Consider the following 15,423-nt stretch of genomic DNA (forward strand, 5'->3'; position numbering starts at 1 on the left):
GGCCGCCCCTGCACCCACACAGGGCGGCCCCCCTTTTTTCTACACAGGATCGAAAGCCCGGATCGGCGGCAGATTGCCGGTGAACTTCTCGACCTCGACTGTCGTGAGCTGGCCGGTGCAGCCTTGCGCAAAGGACGAGGTGCCGACGTCGCGGGTGAGCACGTTCGGATTGCCGTGCACGCAGAGCGGTGCATCGTCTTCGGGGTCCATCGGGTCGTACCAGGCGCCGGTCGGCAGCTGGACCACGCCGGGCGCGATGCTGTCGGTAACGTGGACCGCGGCGAGGCAAGCGCCGCGCGCGTTGAACACCCGGATGATGTCGGCGTGCTTGATCCCGCGCGCGTCTGCGTCCTGCGGGTTCATGCGCGCGACCTCGCGGCCGCGATGTTTGCTTTGAAGCGAATGGCCGCCGAAATCGAGCTGGCTATGCAGACGCGTCACCGGCTGGTTGGCGACCAGGAAGCACGGCGCCCCCGGCTCGGGCATGTCGGACTTCTCCAGCCAGACCGGATGGCCCGGGCAATCCGCATCGCCATGACCCGCGATCTTGGCAGAGAATATTTCGATGCGACCGCTCGGCGTCGGCAAAGCCTGATTGACGGGATCGCCGCGGAAGCGGCGCAGCCGGCCGCCGTCGTCGGGCTGCTGCGGCACGACCAGGCTGCCGCGCCGCCAGAACTCTTCGAAACTCGGCGCCTCCAGGCCGCGCGCTTCGAGCGAGGCGCGGGTCGGCTCATAAAGATGTTCCAGCCACTGACGTGACGTCCGCCCCTCCGTGAAGGGTTCGCGCGCGCCGAGGCGGTCGGCGAGATCGGCGAAGATCTCGTAGTCGTCGCGCGCAAGGCCGAACGGCTCGGCGATCCGGTGCATCGCGACCATCAGGGGATCGTTGCTGGAATAGCCGATGTCTTCGCGTTCGAGCGTCATGGTCGAGGGCAGCACGATGTCGGCATGCCGGGCCGTGGCAGTCCATGCGAGCTCGTGCACCACAAGCGTGTCCACTTTCGCAAACGCTTTGCGCAGGCGGTTGATGTCCTGGTGGTGATGGAAGGGATTGCCACCGGCCCAGTAGACGAGGCGGATATCCGGATAGGTGCGCGTCTCGCCGTTGTAACGATAGGTGCTTCCCGGGTTGAGCAGCATGTCGGCGATGCGCGCCACCGGAATGAAATCGCGGACGGCGTTGCGGCCCTGCCCCAATGTCGGTCCCGGCACGTCGTTGACGCGGCGGCCGTAATAGCCGATCGCCCCCAACGAATAGGCGTAGCCGCCACCGGAGAGGCCGATCTGGCCGAGCGCGGCCGCCAGCACCATGCCCATCCACACCGGCTGTTCGCCATGCTCGGCGCGCTGGAGCGAATGAGAGACGGTGATGAGCGCGCGCTTGCCGGCAAGCCGGCGCGCCAGATTGCGGATTGTGTCGGTGTCGACGCCGCAGATCGCGGCGGCCCATTCGGCGTGCTTGGGTTGGCCATCGCTCTCACCGGTGAGATAGCGCAGGAAGACGGGCCATCCCTCGGTGTAGCGATCGAGGAAAGCCTGGTCGTGCAGGTTTTCCGCGACCAGCGTATGAACAAGGCCGAGCATGAGCGCGGTGTCGGTGCCGGGCACGCATGTCATCCATTCGGCGCCGGCCTCGACGGGCAGGTCTTCGCGCAGTGGGCTGACCAGGATGAACTCGCAGCCGCGGCGGCGCGCAGCTTCCATCGCGCCGCGCTCGACATGCTTGCTGATCGAGCCGCCTGCGACCATCGAGTTCTTCAGCGCCATCCCGCCGAACGCCAGCACGATGTCGGTATCAGCCGCGATCTGCTCCCAGGTGACGTTGCGCTTGGTGATGTCCTCGTAACCGCAGAGGATCTGCGGCAGCAGCACTGAGGACGCGCCGGAGGAATAGGAGTTCACCGAGCGCACATAGCCGCCCAAGGCGATGTTGAGGAAGCGATGCACCTGGCTCTGGGCGTGGTGGAAGCGGCCCGCGCTCGACCAGCCATAGGAACCGCCGAACACCGCGCCGGGGCCGCGCGTGTCACGGATGCGTGCCAGCTCGTCGCCGAGCAGATCGAGCGCCTTCTCCCAGCTGACGGAGACGAATTCGTCGCGGCCGCGGCGATCGTCGGGACCGGGACCGCGTTCGAGCCAGCCGCGGCGGATCGCCGGCTGGGTGATGCGCGCCTGATGGCGCAGCGCGCCGGGAAAATTGTCGATGATGCGGTTCGGATCGGGGTCGCCCGCATACGCCCTGACCTCGAGCCCGGCCTCGCCTTGACGTGCCGAGAACACGCCCCAATGCGAGGTGTGCGGCTTGAAGCCGTCGGACAGGTCGAGCCCGGGGTCGGGGAAGCCAATCGTATCGTCCATCGTTGCATTCCTTGTTCCGGTCGGCACGGTCCCGGCCGCACCGATGTCATCCGGGTGGCAGTATAGCGATCCGCTCTTCGATGTCGTCGGGTCAGGGCCGGCGAAAATGCCGGGCGCTCGTGCAAAGACAGATTGACGAACGTTCGCAGACGATTTTCGACCAGTTGTGCTTTTATTTTCAACGCTTTAGTCGGTTGCATTCAGAGCCGCGCGGTCCGTCTTTCGGTGAGACTTGGCGCGAGATCTCTTTGCGACGACACTGACATTGAAATGTGCGATATGCCGCCCGTCACACACAACATCGGTCCCATCATGATCAAGCGCGTCTTGCCCTACGAAGGTCTGCTCCACGAAGTGGTCGAGCATCATGGCGTGCTCTACATAGGCGGAATCGTCCCAGAGGACACGAGCCTCGACATGTCGGGCCAGGCAAATGACGTCCTCGGGCAGTTGGCGCAGCTGCTCAAGACCCTCGGATCCGATTTGAGCAACGTCTTGCAGGTGACCATCTACATGACGAGCCTCAAGGAGAAGGCGGAGTTCAATGCGGCCTGGAAGGCGCATTTTGCAGAGGCTCATCTGCCGGCGCGCGCCGCAATCGGCGTCGCCGATCTCGGTCCCGGCGTCAAACTCGAGATCACAGCCATCGCCGCTCGACAATAGTGGCACGGGAGCCGCTGATTGAGAGTCCCGACGATCATCAAGCCCAAATGCGTGACCTGTTGCGGTTGAGGCAAGTCGAATCAGGAGGCGGCCGCTTGGTACAGGCACTCGCGTAGCCAAGCATGAGCTCCGTCCTCCTGATTGCGCGGATGCCACAGCGCAACGATACGCGTTGGCGGCAGATCGAGCGGCGGCGGCGTGAGATCGAGCTCGTGGGAAAATCGCATTAGAAAGCGTCGCGGCAGGGTGCAGATACAGTCACTTTGCGCAAGGATGACCGGCGCCAGCGCATAGGTTTGAATCGAGACGGCGACACGTCGGGAACGGCCAAGCGCAGCCAGCGCGTCGTCGACCAGCCCGGAAAAGCCGCCGCCGTCGGCAGAGATCAGCAGATGATCGAGCGCACAAAAGCGATCGAGATCGAGCGCGCTGTTGCCGCGGGGATGACCCTTGCGCTGGGCGGAGAGGAAGCTGTCCTCGAAAAGCGGGCGCTGCATCAGATCGCCGTGTGCGCCGTCAGCCCCCGTCACCAGAATGTCGATCTCGCCTCGCTCAAGCCGATCGACCACGTCGCGCGTGGGATGGACGAAGGCCAGCCGCGCCCGTGCAGCCGTGGAGGTCAACCGCGCGACGAATCCGGGCGCCAAGGTCACGGCTGGATTCTCGTGGATGGCAACGACAAAGGTGCGCTGGCTGTGGACAGGGTCGAATGCGGCCGGCCCTTCGACCATGCGACGGAGCTTGCCGAGCACGTCCGCCAGCTCCGCCTGCAGCTCGACCGCTCTGGTCGTCGGCACCACGCCGCGGCCCGCCGCCGCGGGCACGAACAACGGGTCGGCAAAGACCTGTCGCAGCCGGTTCAACCGAGCCGATAGCGCCGGCTGACCGATGTTCAGGCGCGACGCCGCGCGCGTGACGTTCCGCTCGCGCAGCAGAGCCTCCAGGGCGAGCAATAGGCCAAGGTCGATCTCGGCGAGATCGGTGTCGTCGGCCGGTCGACCTGGACCGCGTTCCGCATCCGGCATCGGTCTTCCCCCGCTCAAGCACATGATCGCGGCCGGACGAGCCGCGACGAGAGAGGTAAAGCCAAAACGGCGGCCTGAAAAGCTGGGCTGACCGCCTTTTCGATATCGACGGGGTCGATGGGACCTATCAAACCCACGGCCCTCCCGGCGGCGTGGTTCGCTTCGTACTTCTCGGTCACCGCGGCGCTGGCAATCAGGCCGGCTCAGCCACGACCTGGAGGAGGACCTTGATGACGCATGCGATGAAAACCTATCGCATCGGCGATGCAGCCGTCACGCGGATCGATGAGTTGCGGCTTGCCGCATTCAAGTTCGAGGCCCTCTATCCTGACGCCGAGCCGGATGCGCTGGAGCGCCATCGCGACCGGCTGGAGGCAGGCTCTTTCGATCCTGCAACCGGCACCTTCATTCAGAGCATCCACAGCTGGCTGGTCAAAACCCCGCACCACACGATTTTGATCGATACGGCGACCGGCAACGACAAGAACCGGCCCGACATCCCGCCGCTGCATCGTCTGAACGAGCCGTTCCTGGCGCGGTTGGCGGCGGCGGGCGTCACTCCGGAACAGGTGGACTACGTTCTGCTCACGCATGTCCATGCTGACCACGTCGGCTGGAACACGCGCTTGGTCAACGGTCGCTGGTTTCCGACATTCCCGAACGCGACCTACGTCTTCTCCGGGATCGAGCAGGCCTATGGCGAGAGCCTCGCAGCGGGCACGGAGCCCACAGGGGCAGCCCCCCCGGACCCGGCGCTCGGCCCGGCGGCGCGCAAGCCGGCCGACCGCGTCTATGACGACAGCGTGCGGCCGGTGATCGAGGCAGGGCTTGCCCAGCTCATCTCCGTGAATGGTGAGGAGGTCCTGGACGGCATCGCTTTCATCCCGACGCCCGGCCACAGCATCGATCACGCGTCGATCCGTCTCGTATCGCGCGGCGAGCAGGCGCTTTTTGCCGGCGACGTGATGCACCATCCGTTGCAGGTGTATGAGCCTTCGCTCAATTCCTGCTTCTGCGAATTCCCTGAGGCCGCCTTGCGCTCGCGCGCCGCCGTCCTCGAGGACGCAGCCGAGCTTGGCGCAACCGTCTTCACCACCCATTTCGCACAATCGTCCGTCGGACGCATCGACCGCTGCGGCGATCGCTTCGCCTGGCAATTCCTCTGATCAAGGAGACCGATCATGGACCAGCACACTTACACGCAGGCAGAGAGGCCCGACATCGTGGTCGAGGATCTCATGATCCCGAGCGATACGGCCGGCATCTCGCTTCACTTGCGCAACAAGCGACAGGCGACGCGCACGACGTTTTCCGCCGAGCGAACCATCCTGATGATGCACGGCGCGACCTATTCGTCCGAAAGCCTGTTCGACGTGCCGCTCGGCGGCATCTCCTTCATGGATCATCTGGCGGGGCATGGTTACGACGTCTTTGCACTCGACGTGCGCGGCTATGGCGGATCGACGCGTCCGCCCCAAATGGACGCACCACCGGAGGAGTCGGAGCCGCTCGTGCGCACCGAAGTCGGCGTGCGTGACCTCGCCAGCGCAGTCCAATACATCCTGAAGCAGCGCAACATCATGCAGCTCAATCTGGTCGCGATGTCCTGGGGCGGCTCTGTGGCCGGCGCCTACACGGCAGGCAATAACGACAAGGTCGCAAAGCTCGCGCTGGTCGCGCCACTGTGGTTGCTGAAGGGCCCGGCTCCGATCGATGCGGGCGGCCGCCTCGGGGCCTATCGCCATGTCCCTGTTCTGGACTTCGGGGAGCGCTGGCTTTCGGCAGCACCGGTAGCAGCGCGATCAAGTCTAATTCGAGCGGGCGGCTTCGAACTCTGGGCGAACATCTCGCTCGCGACGGACCCGCAGGCCAGCGCAGGAGCTCGTCCGCTCATGCGTGCCGTGAACGGCCCGATCCTGGACATCCGCGAATACTGGGCCGCCGGCAAGGCCCTTTACGAGCCCAGCGACATTCGCGTGCCGGTGCTCCTGGTCCACGCCGAATGGGACCGGGACGTGCCCATCGACTCGGCACAGGACTTTTTCCTCTCGCTGAAACACGCACGATATCGGCGATGGGTAGAGATCGGCGAAGGCACGCACATGGTTCTGCTGGAGAAGAACCGGTTGCAGGCGTTCGACGCGATTAACCAGTTTCTCTCGGAACAGTATGAGCACAACTAGCGCGATCTTCGCGCAGATCCCGCCGCGAAATCACTGGGGTTTCGCCTGATACTCCCCCCGACCGAACGGAGGCGCTCCTCGCGCTTCCGGTTCCCGAAACGTCCGATCCGTGGGGACGATCGCATGCGCCGTCCACTGTTCCGGAACGTATGACCGATGGTCCCTCCGAGTTCCGGGCGCATGCTGGGCAGACAAACAATGACCCGCATGGAGTGAAACTATCAAAGTTTAATGCGCTCTGTCGTTCTCATCGATCAGATTGGGGACGGGTTCTGAGTTGTTAGGCGACCAATGCAGGCAGGATTTGCGTTCTCCAAGCTCGCCGACCGGTTGGCGAGCCTCACTCCCGTAACGGCCGACGATCTCCACCTGCTCGCGGACATGGCAAGCACAATCGCGCATCTCAGTTCGCGCCAGGCCGTTTTGCGGCATGGCGATGATGCCACCCAGTGCTGTCTGCTCCTCCAGGGATATCTGTCCTGGCAGGATGCAGAGAGTGCGGACGGGCAGATCACGTCAATCCATGTTCCCGGTGACATCGCTGATCTACACACGCTTTATCGTCCTCGCGTTGACGGCAACCTGATCGCGCTTGGCCCTGCCATCGTCGCTCTCGTGCCACACCGCTTCTTTCACGAGCTGTCCGCGCGTTCGCCCGCGATGTCTCGCGCATTGCTGCTGATGCTGCTCACCAGCCACGCCATTCAGCGCAACTGGACGGTGAACCTGGGCAGCCGTGATGCATTGACGCGCGTGGCGCATCTGCTGTGCGAGATCACCACCCGCCTGCAAAGTGTCGGCTTGGCGCGAGATCTCAGGCTGCCGTCACCCTTTACCCAATCGGATCTTGCGGCAGCATGCAGCATCTCCCCGGTCCACGCCAACCGCACGATTCAGGAACTGCGACGATGCAATCTCCTGCAATGGCAGGGTAAGACGGTAACGATCACGGACTGGCCGGGACTCGTGCGGCTCGCAAGATTCGATCGGACTTACCTGGGCATTCCGTCCAGCCGCGACGATGCGTCGGCCACGCGTCTCAGGCCACTTACTGCGGACCTTGCGCTCGCTTGAGCCTCTCTCGGGCGACACCTTGGAGGCTTGCGGAGCGTGCGATCAGGGCCTCCCGCGCCTCCCCAATGACGTCATCCCAATTGCCTGGTGTCCTCTGATGAAACAACCGCAGGCTTGGATACCAAGGGGAATGGGACTCGGATGACGGCCAGCGCCAGTCGCAATCCCCATGCAACAAGACCCACGCGTCACCGCCGAGGGCTCCCGCGAGATGGGCCACCATGGTGTCGACGCAAATGAGCAGATCGAGCCGCTGGAGCAGATGACCGAGAACCGTAATGTCAGGCGTACTGACGTCCTTCGCGCCGATCTCGGCCAGTTCGCGCGTTCCGGCCCCGCGTTGCAGCGAGTAGAGCGTCACGCCGGGAACGGCAAGATGCCCCAACAGGGACGGCGGGACCGTCCTTCGCTTGTCCCAATTGCCGACCTCCCAAACCAGGCCGACGGCAAGACCTTGTGGCAGTGGTAGCTCGATCGCCGGCGGCAGCGATACGTAAGGTGCACGCATCTCGACGTGCTCCCGCCTCGCCCTTATGGCATGCGGCACCTCCATGATCTCGATATCGACCTCGAAGTCGATGTCAGGTGGACCGTCGTGGAGCGCAAAGGCACGATCGACGCCGGCCGCTCGCTCAACCAGCGGCAGAAGCTCGCTCTGGCACCACACAGTGACGCTGCGCGCAAGATCGCGGAGCGGTCGCATGAAGCGCAGGAATTGGATGGTGTCGCCGAGCCCGTGGTAGCAGCGGACCAGCACATCCTTGCCCCTCAGCTCCTCGCCGCGCCAGATCCGCTGGAGATGACGCGGGCCGGTGTGCTTGGGTGGATACGCAAGCATCGTCAGGTCGCGATCGCTGATCGTCCAGGCGCGTTCGAAGTCGCCTGCCCGCATTGCCTCCGTCCAACCGCCTGACACCCGCGGTGATCCGATCAACGACGCACGAATTTGTGAAAGCGACTCACCTTGCCGTCCTTGGTGCGGTCCTGGTGAAGGAACGCAATGCCGGTCTCGTCGAACTTGGCAAAGAATTCGTCCCAACTGATCCGGTCGAGACCTTCGTCGGGCGGATCGAAATCGATGCGCAGGATGCCGGCGTGTCCGTCCTCCTCGGTAGCCTTGACCGTCGCGGGCTTTCCGCCGCGCTCCTCCGCCCATTTCCGGATCACGTCATGGCTGGTGGTCTGCTGGGCTTCGCTGGTTTGTGATTTTGACGACATGTGACACCTCGATTGCTGACAAGGAGCGAGCGACGGATCGGCCCTCGCGTCAGACTGTTTCGCCGTGAACGCCGGGCGCGAGGATTTGTTCTTTCGTAGATCGGACTCTCTCAAAGCATCATCTTCTTCATCTTCATCATGGAAGCTTTTCGTTCCCGCCAAAATGCCCGGGATTCTATCCCAGGTTAAGCGGGCGAAATTTTTTTGGCCGGAATCCGACGTGAGGCGGACATAGTGCCGTGAGTTCAGGAACGAACATACGTTCCTCACGTTCGCCGACGTACTTACGTCAACACTGTAAGCTTTCAAAACTGTACGTCTTCAACACTGCATGCCTTAACGCTGCACGTCTTCCGGAGGGCCTAGATCCATGCATTCTCGTCTTCAGGACAGGCGGCGCGTGCGCGTCGGCATCGTCGGTGTCGGCAATTGTGCGAGCTCCTTCGTTCAGGGGCTCTCCTACTACCGGGACGCCAAATCGAATGAGCCGGTGCCTGGGCTGATGAACGCCGATCTCGGCGGCTACCACATCAGCGACATTCAGGTCGCGTCGGCCTTTGACGTCCATGCCGGTAAGGTCGGACGCGACGTGGCCGAGGCTATCTTCGCAGCGCCGAACAACACGCACCGCTTCTCCGACGTTGCGCCCACCGGCGTCGTGGTCCAACGCGGCCCGGTCATGGACGGCGTCGGCCATTATCTCAAGGACGACGTCCCGATTGCGGATGTTCCGGAAGCGGACGTCTCCGAAGTGCTCGCGACGTCGCGCACGGACGTGCTTGTGTCCTATCTTCCCGTCGGCTCGCAGCGCGCGAGCGAATTTTACGCCGCGCGCGCGATCGAGGCCGGCTGCGGCTACGTCAATTGCATCCCGGTCTTCGTTGCCTCAAATCCCGACTGGCGGCGGCGTTTCGAGGATGCAGGTCTGCCGATCATCGGCGACGACATCAAGAGCCAGGTCGGCGCCACCATTCTGCACCGTGTGCTCGCCAATCTCTTCCGCGAACGCGGCGTGCGACTGGACAGAACCTACCAGCTGAATGTCGGCGGCAACACCGATTTCAAGAACATGCTCGAGCGCGAAAGGCTGACATCAAAAAAGATCTCCAAAACCCAGGCCGTGACCAGCCAGTTCGACGTGCCCATGGATGCCGACAATATCCATGTCGGCCCGAGTGACCATGTGCCGTGGCTGACCGACCGCAAGCTGGCCTTTATCCGCCTGGAGGGCACGACGTTCGGCGGTGTGCCCTTGAGCGCGGAAGTCAAGCTCGAGGTCTGGGACTCCCCGAACTCGGCGGGTGTCGTAATCGACGCGGTCCGCTGCGCCAAGCTTGCCATGGACCGCGGGCAGGCCGGCGCGCTGACGGGCCCCTCGAGTTATTTCATGAAGTCGCCGCCTCAGCAGTTCACGGACGAGGAGGCCGGGCGACGGACCCGCGCCTTCATCGACGACAAGGCGTACACCTGATGGCGAAGATCATTCATCTGATCCGCCATGGGCATCATGCCCTGCTCGGCCGCACGCTCTGCGGCCGGATGAAGGGCGTAGAACTCGATGATCTCGGCTGCGAGGAAATCGCGCGATGCGCCGATACCTTCACGCCGCCGCCGAGCATGGTGCAGTCGAGCCCGCAGCGGCGCTGCATGCAGTCGGCCTGTATCCTGGCGGCGCATTTCGGCTTGCCGGTCGAGATCGTGCCGGCACTCGACGAGCTCGACTACGGCGAATGGACCGGACTGTCGTTCGAGGCGCTCGCCCGGGACCTCCGATGGTCGCGCTGGAACGAACAACGCGGAACGAACCGTCCGCCGGGCGGCGAAAGCATGCGATCGCTCCAGAAGCGCGTCGTCGCCCATCTGGAGCAGCTGCGCAATGATCATGGTAGCGGCACCGTCGTCGTCGCCGTCAGCCATGCCGAACCGATCCGCGCGGCGCTGCTGCACTATTCCCGGAAAGAGCTCGACGACTTCCTCTCGATCGAGATCGACCCCGGCAGCGTCAGCACCCTCAGCGTGGACAATCGCGGACTCAAGATCACCGGGATCAATCAGCGGGTGCCAGCGTGAAGATCGTCATTTTCGGCCTGACAATTTCCTCGTCCTGGGGCAACGGTCACGCCACCTTGTGGCGAGGGCTTTGCAAGCATCTCGCGCGAGCCGGCCACAGCGTTGTCTTTTTCGAGCGCGACGTGCCCTACTACGCCGGCGCGCGGGATTTGCACGAACTGCCCGGCGGCCAATTGCGACTGTTTACGAACTGGGACGATGTGTTTCCTTCGGCGCGCAGCGACATTCGCGATGCCGATGTCGCGATCGTGACCTCCTATTGTCCCGACGCGATCGCCGCGACGGAGCTCGTCCTGTCCGAGGGGCGCGCGGTGCCCGTGTTCTACGATCTCGACACGCCGGTCACGCTGGCGAAGCTGATGGCCGGCGAGGCCGTTCCCTATATCGGAGCGCGCGGCTTGCGGGATTTCGCGCTGGTCCTGAGCTTCACCGGCGGTTCCCGCATCTGCAACGAATTTCGCGACAGGCTCGGCGCCTGGAATGTCCGCCCGCTCTACGGCCATGTCGATACGGACATCCATCGGCCCGTGCCGTCGCGGCCGCATTACCGTGCGGATCTGTCCTATCTCGGCACATATTCGCAGGATCGCCAGCGCGCGCTCGAGGCTCTCTTCGTCGAACCCGCACGTAACAGGCAGGATCGCCGTTTCCTGATCGGGGGTGCACAATACCCGGAAGATTTTCCCTGGTCGCCAAACATCTACTTCGTGCAGCACTTGCCGCCGTCGGAGCACGCGTCGTTCTTTGCGTCGTCCCGGCTGACACTCAACGTGACGCGCCGGGCCATGGCGGAGATGGGCTGGTGCCCCTCCGGCCGCCTGTTCGAAGCTGCTGCCTGCAAGGCCCCGCTCCTCAGCGACGACTGGCCGGGACTCGATGAATTCTTTGTACCCGGCCAGGAAATCCTGATCGCACGCGATGCGAAGGACACGCTTGCTGCGTTGACGATGGCCGACGCCGAACTTCAGCACATCGCCGGGCGCGCATACGAACGGACCATGGATCAGCACACATCCGACAAGCGTGCAGCCGAACTGATTTCGCTGCTCGAGCAGACGGCATCCCTCGGCGCGCGCCGACAGCAACCCGAGGAGGCCTGATCATGTGGGGCATCGTTCCGGCCGCGGGCCGCGGCAGCCGCATCCAGCCGCTCGCCTTCTCCAAGGAGTTGCTTCCGGTCGGAAGCCAACGCGAGGACGGCACCGACCGTCCGTGCGCGGTCTCCGAATATCTGCTGGAGCGGCTGATCCTTGGGGGTGCCGACAAGATCTGCTTCGTGATTTCCCCCGGAAAATCGGACATCCTCGAATATTTCGGCGATCATTATGGCAGTGCCCAGCTCGCCTATGTCGTGCAGCCCGATGCGTCGGGGCTCTGCGATGCCGTGTTCAGGGCGGGCACGGTCGTTGGCCAAGACGAAGACATCCTGGTCGGACTTCCGGACACGGTCTGGTTCCCCAAGGCGGCCTTGCAGGCATTGCCGCCCGCTGACCTGTCGTTTCTGCTGTTTCCGGTCGAACACCCCGAGTTCTTCGATGCCGTCGTGCTCGATGGCGATCGCGTCACGGAGATCCAGGTCAAGCGGCCGGATGCGGCGTCGAAATGGATATGGGGCGCCTTCAAGATGTCCGGCAACGGATTTCGCGAGCTCCAGTCGCTGTGGACGAAGCGCGAGCGCCGGGATGAATATTTCGGGACACTCGTCAATGCCTACATCGCGGCCGGCGGCCAGGGTCTCGGCGTCAAGGCTGGCGAATCCTATGTCGACGTCGGCACCATCGACGGCTACCGGACGGCAATGGCGTTGCTCGCGGAAAGCTCCGCCGGGAACGGACGCTTTCGACTGCTGGCCGGCGGTTCGCCGGAGGCAGCCCGCCCGGCCCACACAATGAACAATGGAGTGACCGCATGAGCAGAGGCGCCCTCTCCCGCGAGGAAATCCGCCAGCGCGTCGATGCGCTCGGGCCATGGTTTCACAATCTGGACCTCAACGGCGTGCCGACAGCGCCTTCACACTTTCTCGGCGACTATCCCAACGTGAAATGGCGCCGCTTTTCCGGGATCATTCCGGACCGCCTCGAAGGCAAGACTGTGCTCGACATCGGCTGCAATGCCGGTTTCTACGCCATGGAGATGAAGCGGCGCGGCGCCGAGCGCGTCCTCGGCCTGGACACTGACGACGAATATCTCGCGCAAGCCCGCTTCGCGGCTGAGGTGAACGGGCTCAGGATCGAATTCCGCAAGATGTCAGCCTATGATGTCGGACAGCTGCGCGAAAAGTTCGATCTCGTGATCTTTATGGGGGTGCTCTACCACTTGCGGCACCCTCTACTGGCACTCGACCTGATCCACGAGCACGTTGCCGGCGATCTCCTGCTGTTCCAATCGATGCAGCGCGGTGACAGCCGCGTGGATTCCCTCGACAAGAACTACGACTTCTGGACCACCGATCAGTTCGATTCCCCGGGCTATCCAAAGCTGCACTTCATCGAGAACAAATATGCTGACGACCCCACGAATTGGTGGGTGCCGAACCGCGCCTGCGCCGAAGCCATGCTGCGCAGCGCTGGCTTTGCGATTGCCGCGCATCCGGAAGAGGAAGTCTATCTCTGCAAGCGGGTGACAAGGCCGCAGGCGGAAGGTCCGGTTTATCCGTCGCGGGAGACCGGTCGATGATCGAAGCCGCCAAGATCTGGAACGAGCCCAACAACAAGTCGCACTGGGACATCCTGATCGATCCGGATTGGGCCATGTTCGCGAGCCTGGCGCTCGCTGCCGGAAAGGCGATCCGCAGCGCGCATCCCACACTCCCGCGCGTGCTCGGCGGCATGTCGCCAATCGATCCGTCCTTCCTGCGCAACATGCAGGCTCGCGGCGTGCTCGATCATGTCGATGCCGTGGCCGTGCACGGCTTTCCGCTGGACTGGAACTTGTGGCAGATCGCGGAATGGCCGGTGAAGCTCGACGAGATCAAGGCGGTCACCCCGCTGCCGGTCTGGGTCACTGAGGTGGGAGTCTCGTCCTTCGGTGCCGAGGAGGTGCAGGCCTGGGGACTGACGCGGACCGCCGAGCTGTTGACTGGCCGGGCGCCGCGAATTCACTGGTACAGCCTGTACGATCTTCCTTCGAGCTGGGAGGCGACCACGCGGCACAAGGAAGCTGAAGGCTCCTCCTACTACCGGCATTTCCACATGGGGCTGCTGCGCGAGGACGGCACGCCGAAAGCTGCCGCGGGCCTGTTCAGCCAATATGCACCTGCGATGGGCTTGTGCCAGTGGTTTCACTTCGAGGACCACCGCCTCAATGACGCCGTGCGCTGGATGCGCCGGCTCGGGGTGCAGCATCTCAGGACCGGCTTGTCCTGGGCCGACAGCTTCCGTCCCAATGCGCTCGCCTGGTTCGATCGGCAGATGGACGCGCTGGCCGAGTTTCAGGTTACGGTGACCTTCTGCTTCACCCCAGAACATCGGGGTATCGAGCCTCATCACACCAGCCCGCCCCTCGACGTGAACGAGTTCGCGGATTTCTGCGCACAGATGGTCGAACGCTATTGCGCGAAAACCGGGCTCGCGCCGTCCGCAGCGTCTTCGCGCCCGGCCATCTCGGAGCCGACATGCGTGCCCTGATCCTGGTGATGGACTCCGTCGGGATCGGCGCCGCGCCCGATGCCATCAACTACGGCGACGAGGGTGCCGATACCGTCGGCCACATTGCTGACATGTGCATGGCCGGCACTGCCGACGGACCAAGCCGGGAGGGGCCGCTTCGGCTTCCCAATCTGGTTGCGCTCGGCCTGGGCCAGGCTTGCCGTCTCGCCACCGGGCGCGTACCGCCGGGGCTCGATGGCCGTCCTGAGCATGCGCGATTTGGCTGCGCGAGCGAGATCTCCAAAGGCAAGGACACGCCATCCGGTCATTGGGAGATCGCCGGCGTGCCGGTGCCATTCGACTGGGGCTATTTTCCAAGAACCAAGCCGTGTTTCCCGCGCGACCTGGTGGAGAGCCTGTGCGAACAGGCTCGATTGCCCGGCATCCTCGGGAACTGTCACGCCTCCGGCACAGAGATCATCGCCGAATTCGGCGAGCGTCACGTCAGGACGGGCGAACCGATCTGCTATACATCGGCCGACAGCGTGTTTCAGATCGCAGCGCACGAAGAGACGTTCGGACTCGAACGCCTCTATGAGGTCTGCCGCATTGCCCGCCGACTGATCGATCCCCTCAACATCGGGCGCGTCATCGCACGTCCCTTCATCGGCACGTCCGCAGGTGACTTCAAGCGGACAGCGCACAGGAAGGACTTTTCCGTTCCGCCGCCGGAGTGGACAATCCTCGATCTTGCCGAAAGCGCAGGCCGTGACATCGTCACGATCGGCAAGATCGACGACATCTTCGCCCATCGCGGGACCGGGAGGAACCTGCGCGGCGATGGCAACCAGGCGCTGTTCGATGCCACGCTCGATGGGCTGGCCTCTCTTGCAGAGGGCGGGATCTTGTTCGCAAATTTTATCGATTTCGACACGCTGTACGGCCATCGCCGAGATGTCGGGGGCTATGCAGCGGCACTCGAAACCTTCGATGCGCGCGTTCCGGATCTGCTGAATCGCCTGCGCGAGGATGATTTCCTGATCATCACGGCCGATCATGGTTGCGACCCGACCTGGAGCGGTACCGATCACACCCGGGAACAAGTGCCGATTTTGGCGTGGAGCGCGCGGTCAACTTCTCCGATCGGCAAGCGCACCGGGTTTGCGGACATCGGCGCGACGGTCGCGAGCCGTCTCGAACTGCAGGCGCCGGCTCACGGCGTGCATTTTTAGCTGGCCGCAT

The 15,423-nt window shown here is 63.7% G+C and carries 15 protein-coding genes; 11 read left to right on the forward strand and 4 right to left on the reverse strand.

Annotated features, from left to right (window positions below):
- Positions 1–39: 39 nt before the first annotated feature.
- Positions 40–2,361, reverse strand: coding sequence for a molybdopterin guanine dinucleotide-containing S/N-oxide reductase (locus AC0L21_RS08495; protein WP_473260145.1), 2,322 nt, complete (start codon positions 2,359–2,361; stop codon positions 40–42).
- Between the two features lie 270 nt (positions 2,362–2,631).
- On the opposite strand from AC0L21_RS08495, the gene AC0L21_RS08500 reads away from it, so the two are divergent.
- Complete coding sequence (locus AC0L21_RS08500) at positions 2,632–3,024, forward strand: RidA family protein (protein ID WP_473260655.1); 393 nt, start codon at positions 2,632–2,634, stop codon at positions 3,022–3,024.
- 80 nt (positions 3,025–3,104) lie between these two features.
- Here the strand turns inward: AC0L21_RS08500 and AC0L21_RS08505 are convergent, their stop codons facing one another.
- Positions 3,105–4,049 carry a LysR family transcriptional regulator gene (locus AC0L21_RS08505; protein ID WP_473260147.1) on the reverse strand — a complete coding sequence of 315 codons (945 nt, stop codon included), beginning with the start codon at positions 4,047–4,049 and terminating at the stop codon, positions 3,105–3,107.
- Between the two features lie 230 nt (positions 4,050–4,279).
- Here AC0L21_RS08505 and AC0L21_RS08510 point away from each other — a divergent pair, with 230 nt between their 5' ends.
- From AC0L21_RS08510 to AC0L21_RS08520, 3 genes are all read left to right on the forward strand, one after another.
- Positions 4,280–5,215, forward strand: a complete 936-nt coding sequence (locus AC0L21_RS08510) for an MBL fold metallo-hydrolase (RefSeq protein WP_473260149.1) — start codon at positions 4,280–4,282, stop codon at positions 5,213–5,215.
- Between the two features lie 15 nt (positions 5,216–5,230).
- Positions 5,231–6,232 (forward strand): alpha/beta hydrolase, encoded by a 1,002-nt coding sequence (locus tag AC0L21_RS08515; protein ID WP_473260151.1) that lies wholly within the window; start codon positions 5,231–5,233, stop codon positions 6,230–6,232.
- Between the two features lie 291 nt (positions 6,233–6,523).
- The gene (locus AC0L21_RS08520) at positions 6,524–7,306 is read left to right on the forward strand and encodes a Crp/Fnr family transcriptional regulator (RefSeq protein WP_473260153.1); all 783 of its coding nucleotides are present in this window, start codon (positions 6,524–6,526) and stop codon (positions 7,304–7,306) included.
- Here the strand turns inward: AC0L21_RS08520 and AC0L21_RS08525 are convergent.
- Positions 7,281–8,198, reverse strand: a complete 918-nt coding sequence (locus AC0L21_RS08525) for a glycosyltransferase family protein (RefSeq protein ID WP_473260155.1) — start codon at positions 8,196–8,198, stop codon at positions 7,281–7,283. The two genes, AC0L21_RS08520 and AC0L21_RS08525, sit on opposite strands and share 26 nt — an antisense overlap.
- 38 nt (positions 8,199–8,236) lie before the next feature.
- Complete coding sequence (locus tag AC0L21_RS08530; RefSeq protein ID WP_473260158.1) at positions 8,237–8,524, reverse strand: hypothetical protein; 288 nt, start codon at positions 8,522–8,524, stop codon at positions 8,237–8,239.
- Between the two features lie 370 nt (positions 8,525–8,894).
- Between AC0L21_RS08530 and AC0L21_RS08535 the strand changes: the two genes are divergently transcribed.
- The 7 genes from AC0L21_RS08535 to AC0L21_RS08565 are packed head-to-tail and all read left to right on the forward strand — an operon-like array spanning position 8,895 to position 15,413.
- Positions 8,895–9,995, forward strand: coding sequence for an inositol-3-phosphate synthase (locus tag AC0L21_RS08535; RefSeq protein WP_473260160.1), 1,101 nt, complete (start codon positions 8,895–8,897; stop codon positions 9,993–9,995).
- Positions 9,995–10,594, forward strand: coding sequence for a histidine phosphatase family protein (locus AC0L21_RS08540; RefSeq protein WP_473260163.1), 600 nt, complete (start codon positions 9,995–9,997; stop codon positions 10,592–10,594). Before AC0L21_RS08535 ends, AC0L21_RS08540 begins: the two co-directional genes overlap by 1 nt.
- Positions 10,591–11,694: a CgeB family protein gene (locus AC0L21_RS08545; protein WP_473260166.1), complete on the forward strand. Its 1,104-nt coding sequence runs from the start codon at positions 10,591–10,593 to the stop codon at positions 11,692–11,694. Before AC0L21_RS08540 ends, AC0L21_RS08545 begins: the two co-directional genes overlap by 4 nt.
- Before the next feature lie 2 nt (positions 11,695–11,696).
- Positions 11,697–12,506: a nucleotidyltransferase family protein gene (locus AC0L21_RS08550; RefSeq protein ID WP_473260168.1), complete on the forward strand. Its 810-nt coding sequence runs from the start codon at positions 11,697–11,699 to the stop codon at positions 12,504–12,506.
- Complete coding sequence (locus AC0L21_RS08555) at positions 12,503–13,270, forward strand: TIGR04290 family methyltransferase (RefSeq protein ID WP_085348979.1); 768 nt, start codon at positions 12,503–12,505, stop codon at positions 13,268–13,270. The genes AC0L21_RS08550 and AC0L21_RS08555 overlap by 4 nt, the downstream gene beginning before the upstream one ends.
- Complete coding sequence (locus AC0L21_RS08560) at positions 13,267–14,220, forward strand: glycoside hydrolase 5 family protein (RefSeq protein WP_473260171.1); 954 nt, start codon at positions 13,267–13,269, stop codon at positions 14,218–14,220. The genes AC0L21_RS08555 and AC0L21_RS08560 overlap by 4 nt, the downstream gene beginning before the upstream one ends.
- Entirely contained in the window at positions 14,208–15,413 is a 1,206-nt protein-coding gene (locus AC0L21_RS08565; protein WP_473260174.1) for a phosphopentomutase, read from the forward strand. The genes AC0L21_RS08560 and AC0L21_RS08565 overlap by 13 nt, the downstream gene beginning before the upstream one ends.
- Positions 15,414–15,423: the final 10 nt, after the last annotated feature.

Source organism: Bradyrhizobium sp. WSM4873, assembly GCF_055811355.1.

Coding starts and splice junctions, on each gene's coding strand:
- AC0L21_RS08495 (WP_473260145.1), bottom strand. CDS start 2,361: ATGGACGATACGATTGGCTTCCCCGACCCCGGGCTCGACCTGTCCGAC.
- AC0L21_RS08500 (WP_473260655.1), top strand. CDS start 2,632: ATGTGCGATATGCCGCCCGTCACACACAACATCGGTCCCATCATGATC.
- AC0L21_RS08505 (WP_473260147.1), bottom strand. CDS start 4,049: ATGCCGGATGCGGAACGCGGTCCAGGTCGACCGGCCGACGACACCGAT.
- AC0L21_RS08510 (WP_473260149.1), top strand. CDS start 4,280: ATGACGCATGCGATGAAAACCTATCGCATCGGCGATGCAGCCGTCACG.
- AC0L21_RS08515 (WP_473260151.1), top strand. CDS start 5,231: ATGGACCAGCACACTTACACGCAGGCAGAGAGGCCCGACATCGTGGTC.
- AC0L21_RS08520 (WP_473260153.1), top strand. CDS start 6,524: ATGCAGGCAGGATTTGCGTTCTCCAAGCTCGCCGACCGGTTGGCGAGC.
- AC0L21_RS08525 (WP_473260155.1), bottom strand. CDS start 8,198: ATGCGGGCAGGCGACTTCGAACGCGCCTGGACGATCAGCGATCGCGAC.
- AC0L21_RS08530 (WP_473260158.1), bottom strand. CDS start 8,524: ATGTCGTCAAAATCACAAACCAGCGAAGCCCAGCAGACCACCAGCCAT.
- AC0L21_RS08535 (WP_473260160.1), top strand. CDS start 8,895: ATGCATTCTCGTCTTCAGGACAGGCGGCGCGTGCGCGTCGGCATCGTC.
- AC0L21_RS08540 (WP_473260163.1), top strand. CDS start 9,995: ATGGCGAAGATCATTCATCTGATCCGCCATGGGCATCATGCCCTGCTC.
- AC0L21_RS08550 (WP_473260168.1), top strand. CDS start 11,697: ATGTGGGGCATCGTTCCGGCCGCGGGCCGCGGCAGCCGCATCCAGCCG.
- AC0L21_RS08555 (WP_085348979.1), top strand. CDS start 12,503: ATGAGCAGAGGCGCCCTCTCCCGCGAGGAAATCCGCCAGCGCGTCGAT.
- AC0L21_RS08560 (WP_473260171.1), top strand. CDS start 13,267: ATGATCGAAGCCGCCAAGATCTGGAACGAGCCCAACAACAAGTCGCAC.
- AC0L21_RS08565 (WP_473260174.1), top strand. CDS start 14,208: ATGCGTGCCCTGATCCTGGTGATGGACTCCGTCGGGATCGGCGCCGCG.